This is a genomic window from Collinsella aerofaciens (genome assembly GCF_039752985.1).
In the GTDB taxonomy this organism is placed as follows: Bacteria; Actinomycetota; Coriobacteriia; order Coriobacteriales; family Coriobacteriaceae; genus Collinsella; species Collinsella aerofaciens_BT.
On record NZ_JBDMHA010000001.1, the window covers coordinates 18716 to 33877 of the forward strand.

Sequence of the window (15162 nt, forward strand, 5' to 3'; positions counted from 1 at the left end):
GCCGAGAGGGACACCGAGCTCGCCGCCCACGCTTCCGCAGACGCCTTCATCGGAGAGGATGAGTAACCATGGAAAACGAGAACATCACCGCCGTCGCCGAGGGCAAGCCCTCCGGCTACAAGGTCACCAAGAAGGATCTGCGCAACGCGAACTGGCGCTGGCTCATGAGCGTGTGCACCTTCAACTACCAGACCCAGCAGGGCGCCTCAGTCGCCTACGCCCTCTCGCCGGTCCTGAGGAAGATCTACACGAACGACGAGGACTATAAGCAAGCGCTCAACAACCACTTCCGCTACTACAATACCCAGCCTTGGCTCGCCGCCATCATCCTTGGCGCCTGCGTGGCCATGGAGGAACGCGACGGCCTAGCGGCGGCGGACGCCGTCCAAGACCTGAAGATCGGCACCATGGGACCGCTCGCCGGCGTCGGCGACTCCCTGCTCATGACCATGATCCCGACCATCATGGGCTCCATCGCCGCCTACATGGCCATCGAGGGCAACCCCGTGGGAGCCGGCATCTGGTTCGCGCTCATCCTGGCCATCTTCTGGGTCCGCATGCACGCCCTCGAGTTCGGCTACAAGCAGGGCGTGAAGCTCGTCACCGACTTCAGCGAGAAGCTTCCCAACCTCACTGCCGCCGCCTCCGTGCTCGGCCTCACCGTGGTCGGCTGCCTCATCGCCTCGGTCATCGGCGTCACCTGCCCGATTAGCTTCAGCTTCGGCGACGTCTCGATGGAGATTCAGCCGCTGCTCGACAAGATCCTGCCTGCCATGATCCCCGCCGCCATCACGGGAAGCGCGTATTACCTTCTTACCAAGAAGAACGCGAGCATGACGGTCCTCATCCTCGTGGTGATCGTCCTCGCGATGGTCGCCTCCGCCGTTGGCATCCTCGCCTAGCTTCGACCCAAGAGATTGGTGAATCAATGAGAAAGATAGTTGTGGCGAGCCATTCCCTTCTCGCCCAGGGCTTCAAGGACACCCTCGAGTTCCTTACGGGTAAGAGCGACGCCGTCAACGCCGTGTGCGCCTACGTGAACGACAACGGCGAGGGGCTCGACGCGGCGGTCGAGGCGGCTCTTTCGGGCACTGACGAGGTCGTCGTCCTCACCGACGCGCTCGGCGGCAGCGTGAACCAGCGCTTCTCCCGCTTCGCCTCCGACCGGATCCACGTGATCGCGGGTGTCAACCTCCCGCTCGCCATGACGGTCGCGCTCGCGCGCCCCGACGAGAAACTCGACTTCGACGCCCTCGTCGACGAGGCGCGCCAGCAGATCGTCTACGTGAACGGTGCCAGTTCCGCCGAGTGCGAAGACGACGAATAGAGGAGGTCGACGATGAGAGAGTTCCTTAAAGACGTGTGGATGCACGGCGGTGAGGAAAGCCGCGCCATCACCCCCGAGAACATCACGGGCGAGAAGGGCCGCGCCGCCATGTCGGCCAGCCACCTCGGCGTCGGCCGCAAGGGTTCGTGCTGCGTGCCCCTTGAGTCCGGCGAGACCATCACGCTCGCGGACATCGAGGGCCCCGGCATCATCCGCCACATCTGGATGACCGTCCCCGACAAGACCGCCGCCGGCAGCTTCGTCATGCGCGACCTCGTGCTGCGCTTCTACTGGGACGACGAGGAGACCCCCTCGGTCGAGTGCCCTGTCGGCGACTTCTTCTGCAACGGCTTCGGTGAGCGCGCCATCGTCAACTCGATGCCCATCTGCGTGAACCCGACGGGCGGCATGAACTGCTACTTCGAGATGCCCTTCAGGAAGCACGCCAAGGTCACGCTTACGAGCGAGCACCCCGGGTTCATTAAGTACATCTTCTACACGTTCAACTACGCGCTCACCGACGTGCCGGACGACGCCATGTACTTCCACGCCCGCTTTAACCGCGAGCGCAGCACTCGCAGGGGCGTCGACTACACCGTGCTCGACGGCGTGCGCGGCAAGGGCTACTACGTCGGCACCTACATGGCCCTGTGCGCCCTGGAGCGCTATTGGTGGGGCGAGGGCGAGATGAAGTTCTTCCTCGACGGCGACGAGGAGTTCCCCACGGTCACCTCGACGGGAGCCGAGGACTACTTCGGCGGTGCCTGGGCCTTCCTCGACAGGCCGCCCCACGCGCTGCCCGAGGCGCAGTGCTTCAACACGCTGTTCGCCGGCTACCCGTACCGCTCGACGCGCGACGCCACGCGCGACCGCTTCAGCGCGGGCAAGCCGAACCCGAACCCGATGCTCGCGACCAACGACGACGCGCTGCCCAGGCACGGCCTCTACAGGTGGCACCTTCCCGACCCGATCTCGTTCAAGGAGGACCTGCGCGTGACGTTCCAGGACCTCGGCAACGACGACATCAAGCTCTACGAGCGCGAGGACGACATCTCCACCGTCGCCTACTGGTACCAAAGCGAGCCGCACGCCGTGCTCGCCCCGTTTGCCGCAAGGCAGGACCGCGTGCCCAGGTAGGGTCGCCTCGAAACAAGCCAACGTTATGGGCGCCCGCGGTTGACCATGACTGCGGGCGTCCCTTTGTAAGGAGGATCACATGAGCGAAAAGCAAATGAGGCTCGGCGCCCTCGAGGCCGGCGGGACCAAGATGGTCTGTGCCGTGGTGTCCGGCGACGGCGAGGTCCTCGACCGTATGGAGACCCCGACGCTTACGCCCGCCGAGACCGTCCCACAAATGGTCGAGTGGTTCACCGCCCGCGATGTGAACGCGTTGGGCATCGGCGCCTTCGGCCCGACCTGCGTCGACCCCAACGATGAGCGCTACGGTTCCATCCTCCAGACGCCCAAGCTCGCGTGGCGAGGCTATGGTCTTCGCGCCGCGTTCGCCGACACCCTCGGGATTCCGGTGACCTACGACACGGACGTGAACGTTGCCTGCCTCGGCGAAGTAGTCTTCGGCTGCTGCAAGGGGCTCGAGGACGCCGTCTACGTGACCATCGGCACCGGCGTGGGCGCGGGCGTCATGTGCGCGGGCAGGCTCCTTCACGGCATGCTGCACCCCGAGGCCGGCCACATGCTGGTAAGGACCCGTCCCGCCGAGGAGGGACGCTGCGTCTGCCCGAGCCACGCGAGCTGTCTCGAGGGCCTCGCCTCCGGCCCCGCCATCGCCGCGCGCTGGGGAAAGCCCGCGGCCGAGCTCGCGGACAACGCTGAGGTGTGGGCGCTCGAGGGGGATTATCTGGGGCAGATGTGCGCGAACCTCGTGCTCATGTACTCGCCTCGCCGTATCGTCCTCGGCGGCGGCGTGATGCACCAGGAGCAGCTCTACGGCATCGTCCGCAAGAAGACCCTCGAATATCTGGGTGGCTACATCCAGACCGCCGAGCTTAAGGACATAGAGAGCTACATCTGCGCCCCGGGCTGCGGCGGCGACCAAGGAATCCTTGGCGCGGCCGAGCTGGCAAGAAGGGCGCTCGCGTAACTTGCGCTCTCTCCGCCATACAACGCGTTAAGGAAAGACGAGCGCTTCTTGCCAATTGGGCGGCAAGAAGCGCTCGTCTTTTGCATTTTTGCCTCTCAAAATCTTATTTTCACGATTTGCATTTTCATCCCATTGTCACCGACCCTTGCGAGAAACCGGAAAAAGCCGCTGACAGAAGGGTCTCTCAAATCGTTGTAACCCAGCATATAGCCGCGACTTGTGACCTGCAGACGGCTGTCCCACGTGCCGATTTCCTTGGCGGCATCCGAAACCGCAAAATATGCCCCCACATCCTTGATTTTTGCAGTCTTAAGCCATGTTTTTGCGATCATCTTTACTGCCATCCGATTGGCAGCATCAAAGACCAGCACACCGCCGGGGAAAGCGTCCGCCATCTCCCGCACCAGTTCCCGGACCTGCTGGGTCAGAAAGTAATAGAACACCCCGGAGGCAAAGAACACCGCCCCGCCGGAGGCATCGATTTTGCCAAACCATGCGGTGTCTTTCAGATCGCAGGGGATATTTTGTTCTCGATCCTCGGCGGGCAGCAGCTGCTGCCGCAAGGCAATCACATCCGGGAAGTCCAGATTGTAGATCTTGCATCTACCGTTGTCGCAGGTTCTGCCGGTGTTGTCCAGCCCACAGCCCAGATTGACCACCGCCGCATTGGGGTGGCCTTTCAGGTAATCCCGCACCTCGAAAGCAAGATCACCCTGCCGCATGGCCACCTCCAGCGCACCAAAGCGCTGCATCAGGCTGCGGGAGTTTTTCTCTGCCTCTGAAAAGTCGTAGTCGATCTGGTCGAGCAGGCGAACCGCTGTTTCATCCCTGTAAAGGTTCGGGTACAGCTCCGTACACAGCTTCCGGGAATACAGCGGGAGGATCAGCGTCTCCTGCACGGTGTTTTTCTCAATTTTACATTTCATAGGTTTCTTCCTCAGTGAATAAGAACTGTCATAATTGCCGCCAGCACAGCCGCTATGACCGTCATGCCTATCGCCATGTGCAGGATGGATGCAAAAATGCCCGTGCTTGTTACCCTTACTTCCGTGCCGTGACGCAGAGCCACCTTTTCTTTTTGCGTATCTGCACCTCGTGAAAACCCGCCTGCTCCAGACACGCCTTTAATTCAATGTCCTTGTAGATGGTCATGCCGCCGATGATCTGCGTCCACCTCTCGTCCTTGTCCGTATCGCCATTGCTCTCGTTGCAGATAAGAACTGTCGCGCCTGGCTTCAGCGTCCGCCAAACCTCACGGAAACATCGGGGCAAATCAGGCCAGAAATAGACGGTCTCAAAGGCCGCGGCAGCATCGAAACAGCTATTCTCAAACGCCATATCCGCCACACTGCCTTGCAGAACGGCGCAACGCCCCTCCTGAATTGCAGTTCGGTTGAGCTTTCTAGCCTTCTCCACGCTGACGGGCGAATAGTCGATGCCCTTGACGACGCCATGCGGGCATTTTTTCAGCAGTCGTTTTATGTTTGCCCCGCCGCCGCAGCCGCAATCTAGCACCTTGGCGTTTGGCGCAAGTCGTAGAAATCGAAGTCCCCACCGCGCCACAGGGCCGTGGCCCAGATTCATCATGGCAACCATAAGTTTTCCGCCGAGGCCCACGGGCTTGCGGGTGTTTTCAAAGAACGACATCTGGCCCCTCCGATTTCGTGCATTCCGTATAGGTCAACTGGAACGAGGCCTTCAGCACCGCGCTTTTCTGCACCGCCCAGCCGTTTTGACGCAGGAAACGTAGGTATTCCTCGCTTGTCCACCTGCTGTGGAGGGGGAATCCCGCCATACTCATGAAAAAGGCTTTTGTCTTGCCGGAAACCGAGTTTCCCGCGTGGGTGAAGGTTGGCGCGATGAGCACGCCGTCGTCCTTCAGCACCCGCCTGATTTCTTGCAGGGCCTTTTCCGGATGCGGCACTATGTGAAGCGCGTTGGACACGATCACCACTTCGAAGGACTTCTGTGCATAGGGCAGGCGGAACATATCTTGTACGGAAAAGTGCAGCTTTGCGGATTGATTGTCCCGTTTTGCTTCAAGGATCATCTGTGCAGAAGCGTCCGTAGCCTCGATATGCGCCGCTGTATTCACGATGCTCTTTGCGATAAGCCCCGTGCCGGTGGCAACCTCCAGTACGGTTTTTTCTTTCACCACCGGCCGGATCAGCCCATACATCTTCTCATATGCCGCCCGGTCGTTTCGCATGAAACGGTCGTACCGACCGGCATTCTTGTCCCAGAAGTCCTTGCGTTCGTGCATGGCTATCGCCCCCAAAAAGTTAGAGCCATCTAACCATAACACACGAATCATGCAGTAAGATAAGGCTAACCTTATTTTCTTGGCAAAGATGCATCTCTCCGACCCTTTGAATCACCCCTTTTCACGCCGCCCGCTACGAACCCCGGCGGAAACCAGGGAGTGATTAAAGGAGCGACCTGCGGTTTTGCGAATCAATTGAGTCATTCCCGAAACCGCGAATCAAGGGCCTGATTCGCTCAAATTGCGCACGAATCAGCTCTCGGGCGGTACGACGCGACACGCATCGACAATACTCGGATTGGATTAGTCACTGAGCGGGAACAGTAATAGAACACTTGTTCTTGTATTTCATACGGTTTCGTACGGTCCGATGGCGACCGATGGGGGCGTTTCGCAACCGCCGCACCTGCAAGCCACATGGTTTCACAATCGGGCAAAAACTCAGAAGGCTCCTCGAGAAAAACGAGGAGCCTTCCTGTTTCCTTCGGCGCGGGCGGATCGGGACCCACCGCCGATCTAGAGGCACTCGGTCAGAATCTGGAACACCTCGCTGCGCTCCAGTTTCTTGGCGCAGCCGCCGATGAGCACGCAGGTGTCCGCAACCTTGTGCAGTGTCTCGTCGGACGCGTCGGAGCCCATCTCGGCGAAGCTCGTGGGAAGCCCCATCTCGCCGATGAACGTTTGCAGGCGGTCGATGCCCTCCAGCGCCACCGTAAGGTCGTCTTTGCCCTTGGCGTCGACGCCCCACACCTCGCGCGCCCAGCGGGCGAACTGCGCGGGCGCCTCGGGGGCCAGGTGGCGGTAGAGCGCAGGGTGGATGACCGCGAGGCCCATTCCGTGGTTGGTGTGGGTGTACGCGCCGTACTGGTGCTGAATCATGTGCGCCTGGAAGTCCGTTGACTTGCCGATCTTGAGCATGCCGTTCTCGGCCATGGCGGAGTCGTATACGAGCTCGCTTCTGGCATCGAGGTTCTGGTCGTCGTCCGCGATGATCCGCATGTTGCGGATGACGTTACGCTGGATGGCGAGGTTGATGTCGTCGGTGACGTTGCGTCCGCGCGGGCTTCCGAAATAGCTCTCCATGCAGTGCGAGAGCGTGTCGAACGCGCCGCTCATGAACTGCGCGTGCGGTACGGTGAGCGTGAGCGCCGGGTCGAGCGCCGCCCACATGGGCATCGCCCCCAGATAGGCGCCCTTCACGTGTGTCTCCTCGTTGGTGATGACGGCCCCGTTGTTCTGCTCGGCGCCCGTGCCGGAGAGTGTCACGATGCAGCCCATGGGGATGAACGAGCTCGGCATCTTGCCGTCGACGTGCTCGAACGTCTCGATGTCCTCATCAAGCATCGCCTGCGCGGAGACCACCTTGCAGCAGTCGAAGACCGACCCGCCGCCGACGGCGAGAATGAAGTCGACCTGCTCCTCGCGTGCGAGCGCGGCGCCTTCCTGGCACTTCTCGTAGGTCGGGTTGGGCATGATGCCGCCGAAGTCCACCACGCGCTTGCCCGCGCTCGTGAGCTTATCGACCACGTGGCCGTAGACGCCGGTTCGCTTGACCGAACCTCCGCCGTAGGCGAGCATCACTGTCTTGCCCATGGCACCCATCTCGGCGTCGAGTGCCTGGTCCATGGCCCCCTCGCCGAAGTAGTTCCTGACCGGGTAGTCGTACGTGAATGAGTTCATGGCAATTCCTCCTAGTAAGTTATCAGTGCGGTCTGACCGCTGGTCTACACGTTGCGCACGAGGCCGGACATCCATTCGATGGTGGCGGGGTCGTGGTGGTCGAAGAACGCGCTGCGCCCGGTGTCGAGCGCGGTGATGGCGACCATCTCGTCGTCGCCCAGCGCGAAGTCGAAGACGTCGAAGTTTTGCTCCATGCGATCGCGGTGCGTGCTCTTAGGGATACAGACCACACCGCGCTGCAGCAGCCAGCGCAACACGACCTGGGCGACCGTCTTGCCGTGCGCCTCGCCGATGCGAGCGAGGACCTCGTTGCGGAAGAGGTCGTTTCTGCCCTCCGCAAAGGGCGCCCAGCCCTCCATGGCCACCTCCTTGCCGGCCATGTACTCCTGCGCCTCGCGCTGCTGGAAGAACACGTTGCACTCGACTTGGTTCACGGCGGGGGCGATGCGGTTGAACGAGATGAGGTTTGCGAGGTGATCGGGGTAGAAGTTAGCTGTGCCTATGACGCGGATAACGCCCTGCTCGTAGAGCTCCTCCATGGCGCGCCACGCGCCGAAGACGTCGCCGAACGGCTGATGGATGAGGTAGAGGTCGACGTAGTCGAGCCCCAGCCGCTTGAGCGACGCGTCGAAGCCGCGCTTGGCCCCCTCGTAGCTCACATCCGACATCCACAGCTTGGTCGTCACGAACACCTCGTCGCGCGGCAGACCGCTCGCACGAATGGCGGCCCCGACCGCCTCTTCGTTGCCGTAGCTCGCGGCCGTGTCGAGCAGCCGGTAGCCGACCGAGAGCGCGTCCTCTACGGCGCGCTGGCATTCCGTGGCGTCCGGGATCTGGTACACGCCGAAGCCGAGCTGCGGCATCCTGACGCCGTTGTTCAAGGTGATGTAGTCCATGGTACCTTCCTTCCTCGCAACTTGACGTATCCACCATACGAGGGGCGCCGTACCGGCGGAAGTTTCCGTTGGTGAGGGTTCTATAACGCTGGGGTGCGCACGGGGTTATAATCCGCGGGTTCTAGGCGTCACCTCAAAGAGATCGGCGCCGAGCTCGTCGGCGATGGCCTGAGCTACGACAGCGGTGTGGCCCTGTGCCGAGTAGCAGGCCACGAGGACGTTGCCGTCTGCAGCGGGCACTGCGGCGGGCTCGTCCTCGACAGCCGACTGGTCCTCGGCGGCGGCTTGGTTGGTCCGTTATCGTCTGAGCGCTACTCCTGCGCGTCGAAATCGGGGCGTATGGCCAGGTAGCCCTCGAGTGCTTCCTCAGTGGCGGTGTAGTAGGTCATGGTCCCGTCGAGCTTGGCAATCTCGGCCATCTCGTCTTCGGTGAGGGAGAAGTCGAAGATGTTCGCGTTGTCGGCGAAGTGGGCGGGGTTCTTGGAGCCGGGGATGATGGAGGTGCCCATCTGCACGTGCCAGCGCAGGATCACCTGGGCCGGGGTCTTGCCGTACTTCTCGGCGAGAGCGACGAAGATGGGCTCCTCCAGAAGACCTTTGTCGCCGTGGCCGAGCGGGTACCACGCCTCGATCACCGTGCCGTACGGCGCGAGGTAGGCGCGCAGGTCGCGCTGGGCGTGATAGGGGTGGCACTCAACGGTCACGAGCTGCGGCATGATGTCGGCGACCTCGATGACCTCGGTGATCTTGTCTTGCGGGAAGTTGGAGAGGCCGAGGGCGCGCACCTTGCCCGCGCGGTACGCCTCCTCCATCGTGCGCCACGCGGCCAGGTAGTCGCCTACCGGCTGGTGCAGGATGAGCATGTCGACGTAGTCGAGCCCCAGGCGCTGGAGCGTGGCGTCCACCGCCGGCATGCCTGCGTCGTAGACGCTCGGCCAGAGCTTGGTGGAGACGAAGATCTTGTCGCGCGCGATGCCGCTCTTGGCGATGGCACGGCCCACGGCGCGCTCGTTCATGTAGGCGTTGGCGGTGTCGATGTGCTCGTAGCCAGCCGCGAGCGCGGCGGTTGCGGCCGCCTCGGCCTCGACCGGGGTCATGAGGAAGGTGCCCAAACCTTCGATGGGCATCTCTGCGTCGTTATTGAGCTTCAGATACTCCATGGTCTCCTCCTTAATGGTGACTTTTCGAATGCAATGCTACGGCGTTTGCTGACGTGCGAGAAGTTCACGTTGGAATGATGGATATAACCATGGGGTATATACGGCACATAATGCGTGACAGGAGGATCGATGTACAACCCACAGCTTGACACTTTCATCCGCGTGGCGGAGGCGGGCAGCTTCTCCAAGGCGGCACAAGAGTCCTTCATCACGCCCACGGCCGTCATCAAGCAGATGAACCTGCTGGAGTCGCGGCTAGGCCTTACGCTGTTCCACCGATCGCATCAGGGGCTTTCGCTTACGCGAGCAGGCAGGTCGCTGCTCGCCGACGCCCGCCATATCGTGCAGTACTCTCAAGAATCAATCGCACGCGCCCGCGTCGCCGAGCGTGGAGAGAAGCGCATCATCCGCGTGGGAGTGTCGCTCATGACGCCCAGCACGCCGCTCACGAAGCTGTGGCCGAAGGTGAAGGAACGTTGCCCTGGCATGAGCCTTCAGGTGGTAACGTTTGAAAACACACCCTCGGCGGCACGCGGTTTGGCGAACCTCGGGCAAGACATGGATATCGTGGCGGGGATTTTCGACGATGCCTTTCTTAAAGAGCGCGGGTGCCTGGGCCTCGAGCTTTCGCGCGAGCCGCTCTGGTGCGCCGTTCCCGTCGACAGCGAACTCGCCAAACGCGACATCGTCACATTCGACGACCTCCACAATCACAGTCTTATGCTTATACGCCGGGGCTGGAACGCCGAAATCGACCGCGTGCGCGACGAGATACTCTTGCATCATCCTCAAATCGCGCTCGTAGACTTCCCGCAATATCGGGCGGAGGTGTTCAATCGCGGCGCGAACGAGGACCTCGCGCTTGCGACGCTGCCGTTGTGGGCCAACGTCCACCCCATGCTCAAAACCGTCCCTACCGATTGGGACTGTCTCGTGTCTTACGGGCTGCTTCATTCGTCGCACCCCGCAGACCATGTGCGGGAGTTCCTCGATGCGGTGTCTGCCGCGCTCGAGGCAGAGCATCGATAGGCAATCGCGAACAGATGCGCTTATGCCTATGGGAATAACGGGAATAACAGCCTCCGGACCCTCTGGTTCGGAGGCTTTCTTTTTCGTTCTGCTCGGAAAGAGCCCCTTGCCAAAGCCCCTTGAGCATCGGGCGGCATTATTGAGCGTGGGCGTTATTGTAGGTATCTTTGATCTCTTCCGGCAAATCGTCGGGGATCAGCGCCTTCAGTCTATCCTCGTTGCCATCCTGAATCGCCTGCTCGTAGTACCAGCATTTGAACTTCAACATGTCCAGCGCGCGGTTCATCTTCGCGATCTCCGACTCCATGTGGGTCTTCCGCTCCTCGAACATGGCCTTGCGCTTGGGATATGTCGATGGGCCCTCCGCACACCATTCCATGAACAGCCGGATGTCCTTGATCTCCATTCCGGCCTTCTTCAGGCATTCGATGACCCGAAGCGCCTCGAGTTCCGTATCGCCGAATCGGCGAATGCCGGACGTCCGCTCCAATTCCGGGAACAATCTCTGCTTGTCGTAATAACGCAGCGTGGAAACGGGCAGATCGAACATCTCCGCCACCTGTCCGATTGTGTACATGGTCCCTCCGGACAAATCTCGAATTTACTCCTTGACCTAAAGTTAGGTTTAGGTATTACCTTCATTCTCGTCAATATAAATTGGGAGCGCAAGGGATTTTCGCCAAAGGCGCACGCTTGCCGGAACGGTTTTCGCCGGCGGCGTGAACGACGTGGGTAATATCGCCGGGCACCCTGCTCTTGAGCAGGCGCGACGAATGGGCATGGGAATCTAGGCGGGCCACTTGGCCATGCGTAAACAGATTCGTGTCCAGAACCATCGATAGGAGGAAATCGATCATGGCAATTAAACAGACGGCGGGCAGAGACGCCCTGGGGGATTTTGCCCCCAAATTCGCTCAGCTCAATGACGATGTGCTGTTCGGCGAGGTGTGGAGCCGAGAAGACGGGCTTTCCCTTCGAGACCGCAGCGTGGTGACGGTGGTGGCCCTAATGGCGCAGGGGCTGACGGACTCTTCGTTCCAATATCATCTGATGTCCGCAAAGAGCAACGGGGCGACCAGGGCTGAGATAGCGGAAATCCTTACGCATGCGGCGTTTTACGCGGGATGGCCCAAGGCGTGGGCGGCCTTTCGCATGGCGAAGGAGGTCTGGGCGGATGGCGACGCCGCCGACGCAAGAGCTGAGCACCAAAACGAGATGGCCTTTCCTATCGGCGCCCCCAACGACGCATTTGCGAAGTACTTTATCGGGCAAAGCTACCTCGCGCCCCTTTCCACCAAGCAGGTCGGCGTCTACAACGTGACGTTCGAACCCGGCTGCCGCAACAACTGGCACATCCATCACGCCAAAAGCGGCGGCGGACAGATCCTCGTCTGCGTGGCTGGTCGAGGGCTTTACCAGGAATGGGGCAAACCGGCACAGGAGCTGTGCCCTGGCGATGTAGTAAATATTCCTGCGGGCGTAAAGCACTGGCACGGTGCGGCGCCCGACAGCTGGTTCTCCCATCTCGCGGTGGAGGTTCCGGGCGAGGAGACCTCCAACGAGTGGTTGGAGCCTGTGGACGACGAGGAATACCTTACAGCGACTAACAAGGAGGCATGAAGATGGAACAGTTGAATCTAGCGTAGGAATGGGACAAGGTGTTCCCCAAAAGTGACAAGGTTGAGTGCAGCAAGGCGACTTTCAACAACCGATACGGCATCACGTTGGTGGTCGACGTCTACGTGCCAAAGAACGTGAAAGGCAAGCTGCCTGCCATCGCCGTCAGCGGTCCGTTTGGCGCGGTGAAGGAGCAAACGTCCGGCCTTTATGCGCAGAAAATGGCGGAGCTGGGCTTTTTCGCGATTGCCTTCGACCCGTCCTATACCGGCGAGAGCGACGGTGCACCCCGCTATGTGGCATCGCCGGACATCAACACCGAGGATTTCTGCGCAGCGGTGGATTTCCTCTCTGTGCAGAATAGCGTTGACCTGGAGCGCATCGGTATCATCGGCATCTGCGGTTGGGGCGGCATGGCAATCAATGCCGCAGCCATCGACACCCGCATCAAGGCCACCGCGGCTATGACCATGTACGATATGACCCGCGTGACCGCAAACGGCTACTTTGACGCCGAGGATTCCGAGCAGGCGCGCTTTGAGAAGCGTAAAGCGCTGAACGCGCAGCGCACCGAGGACTATAAAAATGACAGCTACGCGCTGGCGGGCGGCGTGGTCGATCAGCTGCCCGATGACGCGCCGTAGTTTGTGGCGGACTATTACGACTACTACAAGACTCCGCGAGGCTACCATCCCCGCAGCCTGGGCTCCAAAGGCGGCTGGAATGTGACGTCCTCGCTGTCGTTTTTGAATATGCCGATTTTGCAATATAGCAGCGAAATCCGCTCTGCTGTGTTGCTGGTGCATGGCGAGAAGGCGCACTCCCGCTATTTCAGCGAAACCGCGTACAGCAAACTGACCGGGGACAACAAGGAGCTGCTTATTATCCCTGGTGCCAGCCACACCGACCTTTACGATCAGATGGACGTCATTCCGTTTGGAAAGCTGAAAGCGTTCTTTGAGGAGTATTTGAAATAAGGCGTGCCTTGATTCAATGCCAAGTCTCCAGCAACGATTCTTCTAAAGAGTGGGAGTAGCTGAAACGAGGCGATTGAATAGCTCCATCCGTTTTGGTTAAAACAAAAAATATGCCGCGCGCCTGCGGCATGAAGGAGGGAGATTCTTATGAATATCGTTGTGTTGAGCGGTAGCCCGCGCAAGGGCGCCAATACCGACACCATGGTCGAGGCGTTTGCCGAGACCGCGCGCGAGGCCGGCCATACGGTCGAGGTCATCCGCGTTGCCGGCAAGAAAATCGCTGGTTGCCTGGGGTGTCAGTATTGCTTCGCCCACGAGGGCACTTGCGTGCAGAAGGATGACATGGCCAACGTGATTGAGTCGCTGAAAGACGCAGATATGGTCGTCTTCGCCTCGCCTATCTACTGGTTCGATATCACCGCGCAGGAGAAGGCCGCCATCGACCGCCTGTACGCCTTCGGTGCTACGGGCTTCCCGTTCACCAAGACGGCCTTTTTGCTCGATAGCCACAGCGAGGGCGTCTATGATGCGGCGATCGCTATGTACAAGTCGACCTGCGCGTACTGCAAGTGGGAGGACCTGGGCATTGTCACCATCAGCGGTATGACCGAGCGCGACAGCATGGCATCCTCGCCCAAGTTGGAAGAGGTTCGAGAGCTCGCTCGCAAGCTCGCCTAAGGACAAGAAGAACGCATGGCAATCGGTGTTGGTGGAAAATGCTTGCTGTCCTTACCAAGAGGAATGCCGATTGCCATGCAACGATGCTCCAGCGGACAATTCCGGTGTGCTAAAACGCCTTCTCGTTCAAGAACTCCCTGAATGCGGGGATGTCAAAGCCAACGAGACCACGCCCACGTTCCCCGATGACGCCGTCCTCGAGGAGGCGGCGTTTGTATTGGCTTGCGTAGTTGCTGGCGACGCCCATGCGTTTGGCTATCTCCGAGACCCTGCTGGGGCCAGAATCGGGCAGCATCGCGAGCAAAAAATCAATGTCTTTATCGGAAAGCTCCCGATAGGTCGTTTCGAGAATTCGATCGTGCAGCTCCATACGGGCAAGCAGAGAACCCTGCTGGACATCAGGTGCGCTGATTTTGGGCGAGTTCTCCGAAACATCCCATGTGCGATATCCGACGAGCTGCATCATGTAGGGGAATCCGTCGACGGCCTTCACGGCATCCTCGAGCGCTTCTGGCGTGATTGAGCGGCCTCCGGCCTCAACGGTTTTGCGGAATGCGTTTGCAATTTCAACGTCAGTGATTCGTCCCAACTGATGATATTGGGAACGCCTGAGGAACGAGACGGAATCGTTACGCAGCAACGCCGATACTTTGTAGGGCAGTCCTGCCATGAGTAGGGCAACTTTTTTACCTTCGCGTACAAAGTGCTGGTAAACAGAGGCAAATTGAAGCATTTCTTCGAGATCGACGGTGACTTCATCGATGGTGATGAGAAGTCCGATGTCATGTTTTTCGAGTTGCTTAAAGATGCCATTCATGCGTGTGCGCCAGTTGCCCTGGGCCTCTTGAGCATATGTCCAATCGATGCCCACTGGACCAATTTGAACGCCGTTTATGCGCGCGTGAGGCTGTGAGAGGTAGCTATCTGCGGCTTCTTTGGTTCGCTCGATAATATCTTCGAGCATGCCTGGCATGGCGGAGACATTTGCTGCGATCCAGCCGTGTTCAAGCGCCGTTTCTGAAAGGAGCGAGAGAAGCGCCGTCTTGCCCGTTCCCCTTGCGCCCGTAAAAATAGTCGACAGGTTTGGATCTCCCGGGCCGTTGATAAAGCCACGGTTGATGTCACGCAGAATATGCTCGCGACCCGCTAGAAAGGGAGGGACGCTTCCAAATGTTGGGGTAAAGGGGTTCTTGCTGTACTCCATGGTAGCTCCTTTGCAAGTTTTGCTAATTTTTGCAACTTTTGCTAACTTTTGCAAGTTTTGCTAACGACTGACCAATGGGCATCGAAGCAGTGACGCTGACATTTTTTACGCAGAAAAATAAGCAGAAATCAATTTATCTGCGTTAAAAAATAGTTGAGAAGAAAAACGACGAGTCCCGGGCGCAATGCCGTTGCGTTCCGGGCCTCGTCGCTTTGCGAAGTATCTAACGA

At 59.8% G+C, this 15162-nt stretch carries 18 protein-coding genes; 9 read left to right on the top strand and 9 right to left on the bottom strand.

Annotated elements, in window-relative coordinates; translation table 11 throughout:
• The first annotated feature begins 68 nt into the window (after positions 1-68).
• From ABHR76_RS00090 to ABHR76_RS00105, 4 genes are all read left to right on the top strand, one after another.
• On the top strand, positions 69-902 hold the full coding sequence (locus tag ABHR76_RS00090; RefSeq protein WP_346976436.1) for a PTS system mannose/fructose/sorbose family transporter subunit IID: 834 nt from the start codon (positions 69-71) through the stop codon (positions 900-902).
• A gap of 26 nt (positions 903-928) precedes the next feature.
• Complete coding sequence (locus ABHR76_RS00095; protein WP_055287011.1) at positions 929-1327, top strand: PTS sugar transporter subunit IIA; 399 nt, start codon at positions 929-931, stop codon at positions 1325-1327.
• 12 nt (positions 1328-1339) lie between these two features.
• Complete coding sequence (locus tag ABHR76_RS00100; protein ID WP_172676343.1) at positions 1340-2464, top strand: glycoside hydrolase family 172 protein; 1125 nt, start codon at positions 1340-1342, stop codon at positions 2462-2464.
• 79 nt (positions 2465-2543) lie between these two features.
• The gene (locus tag ABHR76_RS00105) at positions 2544-3428 is read left to right on the top strand and encodes an ROK family protein (protein WP_270226032.1); all 885 of its coding nucleotides are present in this window, start codon (positions 2544-2546) and stop codon (positions 3426-3428) included.
• Positions 3429-3523: 95 nt separating this feature from the next.
• Here ABHR76_RS00105 and ABHR76_RS00110 read toward each other — a convergent pair whose 3' ends face one another.
• The 7 genes from ABHR76_RS00110 to ABHR76_RS00140 all read right to left on the bottom strand — a co-directional run bounded on the left by ABHR76_RS00110 (position 3524) and on the right by ABHR76_RS00140 (position 9427).
• Positions 3524-4354 carry a class I SAM-dependent methyltransferase gene (locus tag ABHR76_RS00110; RefSeq protein WP_346976437.1) on the bottom strand — a complete coding sequence of 277 codons (831 nt, stop codon included), beginning with the start codon at positions 4352-4354 and terminating at the stop codon, positions 3524-3526.
• A 115-nt stretch (positions 4355-4469) separates the two neighbouring features.
• A complete protein-coding gene (locus ABHR76_RS00115; protein ID WP_270226034.1) occupies positions 4470-5075 on the bottom strand; it encodes a class I SAM-dependent methyltransferase in 606 nt (201 codons plus the stop codon).
• A complete protein-coding gene (locus ABHR76_RS00120; RefSeq protein WP_346976438.1) occupies positions 5062-5691 on the bottom strand; it encodes a class I SAM-dependent methyltransferase in 630 nt (209 codons plus the stop codon). Before ABHR76_RS00120 ends, ABHR76_RS00115 begins: the two co-directional genes overlap by 14 nt.
• Positions 5692-6207: 516 nt before the next feature.
• A complete protein-coding gene (locus ABHR76_RS00125; RefSeq protein WP_346976439.1) occupies positions 6208-7371 on the bottom strand; it encodes an iron-containing alcohol dehydrogenase in 1164 nt (387 codons plus the stop codon).
• A 44-nt stretch (positions 7372-7415) separates the two neighbouring features.
• Positions 7416-8267 carry an aldo/keto reductase gene (locus ABHR76_RS00130; RefSeq protein WP_346976440.1) on the bottom strand — a complete coding sequence of 284 codons (852 nt, stop codon included), beginning with the start codon at positions 8265-8267 and terminating at the stop codon, positions 7416-7418.
• Between the two features lie 105 nt (positions 8268-8372).
• Positions 8373-8507 carry an NADPH-dependent FMN reductase family protein gene (locus ABHR76_RS00135; protein WP_270225726.1) on the bottom strand — a complete coding sequence of 45 codons (135 nt, stop codon included), beginning with the start codon at positions 8505-8507 and terminating at the stop codon, positions 8373-8375.
• Between the two features lie 71 nt (positions 8508-8578).
• Positions 8579-9427: an aldo/keto reductase gene (locus ABHR76_RS00140; RefSeq protein WP_346976441.1), complete on the bottom strand. Its 849-nt coding sequence runs from the start codon at positions 9425-9427 to the stop codon at positions 8579-8581.
• 129 nt (positions 9428-9556) lie between these two features.
• Here ABHR76_RS00140 and ABHR76_RS00145 point away from each other — a divergent pair, with 129 nt between their 5' ends.
• Positions 9557-10456, top strand: a complete 900-nt coding sequence (locus ABHR76_RS00145) for a LysR family transcriptional regulator (RefSeq protein WP_270225724.1) — start codon at positions 9557-9559, stop codon at positions 10454-10456.
• A gap of 136 nt (positions 10457-10592) precedes the next feature.
• Here ABHR76_RS00145 and ABHR76_RS00150 read toward each other — a convergent pair whose 3' ends face one another.
• Positions 10593-11033: a MerR family transcriptional regulator gene (locus ABHR76_RS00150; RefSeq protein WP_346976442.1), complete on the bottom strand. Its 441-nt coding sequence runs from the start codon at positions 11031-11033 to the stop codon at positions 10593-10595.
• A 278-nt stretch (positions 11034-11311) separates the two neighbouring features.
• Between ABHR76_RS00150 and ABHR76_RS00155 the strand changes: the two genes are divergently transcribed.
• The 4 genes from ABHR76_RS00155 (at position 11312) to ABHR76_RS00170 (ending at position 13728) form a co-directional block, all read left to right on the top strand.
• Positions 11312-12076 (top strand): carboxymuconolactone decarboxylase family protein, encoded by a 765-nt coding sequence (locus ABHR76_RS00155; RefSeq protein WP_346976443.1) that lies wholly within the window; start codon positions 11312-11314, stop codon positions 12074-12076.
• A gap of 38 nt (positions 12077-12114) precedes the next feature.
• Positions 12115-12717 carry an alpha/beta hydrolase gene (locus ABHR76_RS00160; RefSeq protein WP_346976444.1) on the top strand — a complete coding sequence of 201 codons (603 nt, stop codon included), beginning with the start codon at positions 12115-12117 and terminating at the stop codon, positions 12715-12717.
• Between the two features lie 3 nt (positions 12718-12720).
• Positions 12721-13050 (top strand): alpha/beta hydrolase, encoded by a 330-nt coding sequence (locus tag ABHR76_RS00165; protein WP_316366991.1) that lies wholly within the window; start codon positions 12721-12723, stop codon positions 13048-13050.
• A gap of 147 nt (positions 13051-13197) precedes the next feature.
• Positions 13198-13728, top strand: a complete 531-nt coding sequence (locus ABHR76_RS00170; RefSeq protein WP_346976445.1) for a flavodoxin family protein — start codon at positions 13198-13200, stop codon at positions 13726-13728.
• Between the two features lie 109 nt (positions 13729-13837).
• Here ABHR76_RS00170 and ABHR76_RS00175 read toward each other — a convergent pair whose 3' ends face one another.
• A complete protein-coding gene (locus ABHR76_RS00175) occupies positions 13838-14932 on the bottom strand; it encodes a P-loop NTPase family protein (RefSeq protein WP_346976446.1) in 1095 nt (364 codons plus the stop codon).
• Positions 14933-15162 lie beyond the last annotated feature (230 nt).

Excerpts from the sequence above, each read along its gene's own strand:
- ABHR76_RS00090 (WP_346976436.1), top strand. The coding sequence starts at position 69 with ATGGAAAACGAGAACATCACCGCCGTCGCCGAGGGCAAGCCCTCCGGC.
- ABHR76_RS00095 (WP_055287011.1), top strand. The coding sequence starts at position 929 with ATGAGAAAGATAGTTGTGGCGAGCCATTCCCTTCTCGCCCAGGGCTTC.
- ABHR76_RS00100 (WP_172676343.1), top strand. The coding sequence starts at position 1,340 with ATGAGAGAGTTCCTTAAAGACGTGTGGATGCACGGCGGTGAGGAAAGC.
- ABHR76_RS00105 (WP_270226032.1), top strand. The coding sequence starts at position 2,544 with ATGAGCGAAAAGCAAATGAGGCTCGGCGCCCTCGAGGCCGGCGGGACC.
- ABHR76_RS00110 (WP_346976437.1), bottom strand. The coding sequence starts at position 4,354 with ATGAAATGTAAAATTGAGAAAAACACCGTGCAGGAGACGCTGATCCTC.
- ABHR76_RS00115 (WP_270226034.1), bottom strand. The coding sequence starts at position 5,075 with ATGTCGTTCTTTGAAAACACCCGCAAGCCCGTGGGCCTCGGCGGAAAA.
- ABHR76_RS00120 (WP_346976438.1), bottom strand. The coding sequence starts at position 5,691 with ATGCACGAACGCAAGGACTTCTGGGACAAGAATGCCGGTCGGTACGAC.
- ABHR76_RS00125 (WP_346976439.1), bottom strand. The coding sequence starts at position 7,371 with ATGAACTCATTCACGTACGACTACCCGGTCAGGAACTACTTCGGCGAG.
- ABHR76_RS00130 (WP_346976440.1), bottom strand. The coding sequence starts at position 8,267 with ATGGACTACATCACCTTGAACAACGGCGTCAGGATGCCGCAGCTCGGC.
- ABHR76_RS00140 (WP_346976441.1), bottom strand. The coding sequence starts at position 9,427 with ATGGAGTATCTGAAGCTCAATAACGACGCAGAGATGCCCATCGAAGGT.
- ABHR76_RS00145 (WP_270225724.1), top strand. The coding sequence starts at position 9,557 with ATGTACAACCCACAGCTTGACACTTTCATCCGCGTGGCGGAGGCGGGC.
- ABHR76_RS00150 (WP_346976442.1), bottom strand. The coding sequence starts at position 11,033 with ATGTACACAATCGGACAGGTGGCGGAGATGTTCGATCTGCCCGTTTCC.
- ABHR76_RS00155 (WP_346976443.1), top strand. The coding sequence starts at position 11,312 with ATGGCAATTAAACAGACGGCGGGCAGAGACGCCCTGGGGGATTTTGCC.
- ABHR76_RS00170 (WP_346976445.1), top strand. The coding sequence starts at position 13,198 with ATGAATATCGTTGTGTTGAGCGGTAGCCCGCGCAAGGGCGCCAATACC.
- ABHR76_RS00175 (WP_346976446.1), bottom strand. The coding sequence starts at position 14,932 with ATGGAGTACAGCAAGAACCCCTTTACCCCAACATTTGGAAGCGTCCCT.